The sequence below is a fragment of the Sphingomonas sp. AOB5 genome, from assembly GCF_029433115.1.
Lineage (GTDB): Bacteria > Pseudomonadota > Alphaproteobacteria > Sphingomonadales > Sphingomonadaceae > Sphingomonas.
In genome coordinates, this window is the sequence record NZ_JARNTV010000120.1 from 1 (window position 1) to 3,200 (window position 3,200).

Annotated in this window: 4 protein-coding genes; 3 read left to right on the top strand and 1 reads right to left on the bottom strand. The window is 66.4% G+C overall.

What is annotated here, in order from left to right; translation table 11 throughout:
* Positions 1-159: 159 nt before the first annotated feature.
* The 3 genes from P1X14_RS21835 (at position 160) to P1X14_RS21845 (ending at position 2,578) form a co-directional block, all read left to right on the top strand.
* A complete protein-coding gene (locus tag P1X14_RS21835; RefSeq protein WP_277317533.1) occupies positions 160-477 on the top strand; it encodes a hypothetical protein in 318 nt (105 codons plus the stop codon).
* Positions 478-510: 33 nt separating this feature from the next.
* Positions 511-1,179, top strand: coding sequence for a response regulator transcription factor (locus tag P1X14_RS21840; protein WP_277317534.1), 669 nt, complete (start codon positions 511-513; stop codon positions 1,177-1,179).
* Positions 1,180-1,270: 91 nt separating this feature from the next.
* On the top strand, positions 1,271-2,578 hold the full coding sequence (locus tag P1X14_RS21845) for a HAMP domain-containing sensor histidine kinase (RefSeq protein ID WP_277317536.1): 1,308 nt from the start codon (positions 1,271-1,273) through the stop codon (positions 2,576-2,578).
* Here P1X14_RS21845 and P1X14_RS21850 read toward each other — a convergent pair.
* The coding region (locus P1X14_RS21850; RefSeq protein ID WP_277317535.1) for a DUF815 domain-containing protein at positions 2,575-3,200 on the bottom strand (626 nt) is incomplete at its 5' end. The genes P1X14_RS21845 and P1X14_RS21850 overlap by 4 nt on opposite strands.

Below are 3,200 nucleotides of genomic sequence, written 5' to 3' on the forward strand. Positions count from 1 at the left end.
CCGGCCCGCTCCCCCACCCGGCCTCCCACAGAATATGCTGGATGGGAGGCCGGGTGGGGGAGCGGGCCGGTGCCGCATCCCAAGGCGTGTCCCAAAGATTACAGCCGCCTAACACCGCTGTTCAGGGGCTATTCAATGCCCGATCCCTATGCCAGACCCATGGCAATGCTTGTGAAACCCGTTCTGATTGCATGTCTGGCAGCGTCCGCGCTCGCCGGCGGGACGGCGTTGGGCGCGCGCGACTGGCAGGATGGCGGTCAGGAGGCCGCGAGCCAGCGCCGCCAGACCGGCGGCCTGCTGCCGTTGCGGGTGATCGAGGCGCGGGTAAAGCCGATGATGCCCGGCGCACAATATCTCGGTTTCGACTTCGATCCGCAGACGAACATTTACACGCTCAAATTCCTGCGCAATGGATCGGTGATCTGGGTGGACGTCGATGGCCGCACCGGCCGGATACTCCGCAAGACCGGTAACTAGCGTTCCACAGCACGCGCGGGCGAGGAAAACATAATGCGACTCCTGATCGTCGAGGACGAACCCACTCTGGGCCAGCAGCTCCGCAACGCGCTGGAAGGCGCGGGCTATGCGGTCGATCTCGCCACCGATGGCGAGGAGGGACATTTCCTCGGGAGCACCGAGCAATATGACGCGATCATCCTCGACCTGGGCCTGCCCGAGGTCGACGGGCTGACCGTGCTCGACCGCTGGCGCCGCGAGGGCCGTACCGCCCCTGTGCTGGTGCTGACAGCGCGTGACAGCTGGTCGGACAAGGTGGCGGGACTCGATGCGGGTGCGGACGACTATGTCGCCAAGCCGTTCCAGACCGAGGAGCTGATCGCTCGCCTGCGCGCGCTGATCCGCCGCGCATCGGGCAACGCGTCGGCCGAGCTGACCGCGGGCGATATCCGTCTCGACACGCGTTCGGGCAAGGTCACCAAGGACGGCGAGCCGGTGAAGCTGACCGCGCAGGAATACAAGCTGCTGAGCTACCTGCTCCATCACAAGGGCAAGGTGGTCAGCCGTACCGAGCTGATCGAGCATATCTACGATCAGGATTTCGACCGCGATTCGAACACGATCGAAGTCTTCGTGACCCGCATCCGCAAGAAGCTGGGTCCCGACGTGATCACCACCATCCGCGGGCTGGGCTACAGCCTCGAGGAACCCGCCAACGCCTGACCCGCGTCGCGGCCGAACGGAGATTCTGGTGGCCGACAGCGAGCCGCAACCCCGCGCCTATGTCCGCGTGACCGGATCGGTCAGCCGCCGCATGATCTTCATTGCGGCGGGCTGGATCCTGTTGCTGCTGGTCGGTGGCGGCTATGCGCTCGACCGGGTTCTGGTGAGCGCGGTCACCAAGAATTTCGACGAGCAGCTGAAATTGCTGGTCAATTCGATGATCGTCTCGTCCGAGCTGGGGCCGACGGGCGAAGTGGTGCTGAGCCGCGAGCTGGCCGACCAGCGATTCCTCGAGCCGAATTCGGGTGCGTACTGGCAGATCAGCGGTACCGGGTTCGAGACCTTCCCCTCGCGATCGCTGTGGGACCGGCGGCTGAAGGTGCAGCCGGCGCATCAGGATCAGGACATCCATTATTACGACAGCGACGAGTTTCCCGATCAGCGGCTGCGCATCGCCGAGATCGACCTGACGCTGCCCAATTCCAAGGTCCGCTGGCGGTTCCAGGTGGCACAGGCGCGCGACACGCTCGACGCGCAGATCGGCGCGCTGCGGCAGACTCTGGTGCGCAGCTTCCTGCTGCTCGGCTTCGGACTGATCTTTATGGCCGCGATGCAGACCTGGTTCGGTCTTAGCCCGCTTCGCAAGCTGCGTACCGAGATCGCGCGGCTGCGCGCCGGGCAATCGACGCGGATCGAGGGGGCGATGCCCGCCGAAGTCGCGCCGATGGTCGAGGAGCTGAACGCGCTGGTCGAACATAACGACCGGCAGGCGGAGGAAGCGCGGCGGCATGCCGGCAACCTCGCGCATGCGCTGAAGACGCCGCTGAGCGTGATCATGAACGCAGCGGCGGCGGGGCAGGCCGATCTGGCACCCAGCGTGATCCGGGAAGCGCGGACGATGCGCCGCCAGATCGACCATCACCTTGCTCGTGCCCGAGCGGTCGGCCGCCGTGGGAGTGCGCATAGCCGCGCGGCGGTGTGGCCCTCGATCGAGGCGGTCGAGCGGGCGGTGGCGCGACTCTATCCCAATGTTCGCATCGATATCGACGGGACCAAAGACGCGGTGGCGCATATCGAGCGGCAGGATCTGGACGAGATCCTCGGCAATCTGGTCGAGAATGCCGCGAAATATGGCGGGGGCAGCGTGTTCGTGACCGCCAGCGTGCAATCGGGCTTCGTCGAGATCATGGTCGAGGACGATGGCCGCGGTATTCCCGAGGCCGACCGGATTCGTATCTTCGATCGCGGCGTGCGGCTCGATTCGGGCAAGCCCGGGACGGGCCTGGGCATGGCGATCGTGCGCGACGTGGTGGAGATTTACGACGGCACCGTAAGCCTCGAGGAAAGCGAGGATCTGGGCGGGTTGCTCGTGCGGATGCGGCTGCCTGCGGCGGGCTAAAGCTGCTTGCCGTGCCTGCCGGCGAGATCGACGACATATTGCCATGCGACCCGGCCCGAGCGGCTGCCGCGGCGCGTTGCCCAGTTGATCGCTTCGGCGGGATCGAAGCTGAGGCCGTGCGCATCGGCATAGCCCTGGACGATCTCGACATAGGTATCCTGATCGATGACGTGGAAGCCGAGTGACAGGCCGAACCGGTCGGCCAGCGCCAGGCTGTCGTCGATCGAATCGCGCGGATTGATCGCGCTCGATTGCTCGGCGAGGTCGCGCGGGATCAGGTGGCGGCGGTTCGAGGTGACCAGCAGGCGGGCGTTGGCCGGACGAGCCTCCGCGCCGCCTTCGAGCATCGAGCGCAGCGCGCGGGCGTCGCCTGCTGCGTCGAAGCCGAGATCGTCGAGGAAGATCGCAAAGGCGCGCGGGATCGGGGCGATATGCGCGAACAGTTCGGGCAGCTGGTCGAGATGGAGCGTGACCGCCTCGATCAGCGTGAGATTGCCGCCTTCGCCCTGCACCTGTGCCACCGCGCTCTTGACCACCGCCGACTTGCCGGTGCCGCGCGCCCCCCACAGCAGCACGTCCTGCGCGGCATGGCCGGCGGCGAGGCGGGTGAGGTTGGCGACCA

Bases quoted from the DNA above. Each gene is read 5' to 3' on its own strand.
- P1X14_RS21845 (WP_277317536.1), top strand. From the start codon at position 1,271: ATGATCTTCATTGCGGCGGGCTGGATCCTGTTGCTGCTGGTCGGTGGC.
- P1X14_RS21840 (WP_277317534.1), top strand. From the start codon at position 511: ATGCGACTCCTGATCGTCGAGGACGAACCCACTCTGGGCCAGCAGCTC.
- P1X14_RS21835 (WP_277317533.1), top strand. From the start codon at position 160: ATGGCAATGCTTGTGAAACCCGTTCTGATTGCATGTCTGGCAGCGTCC.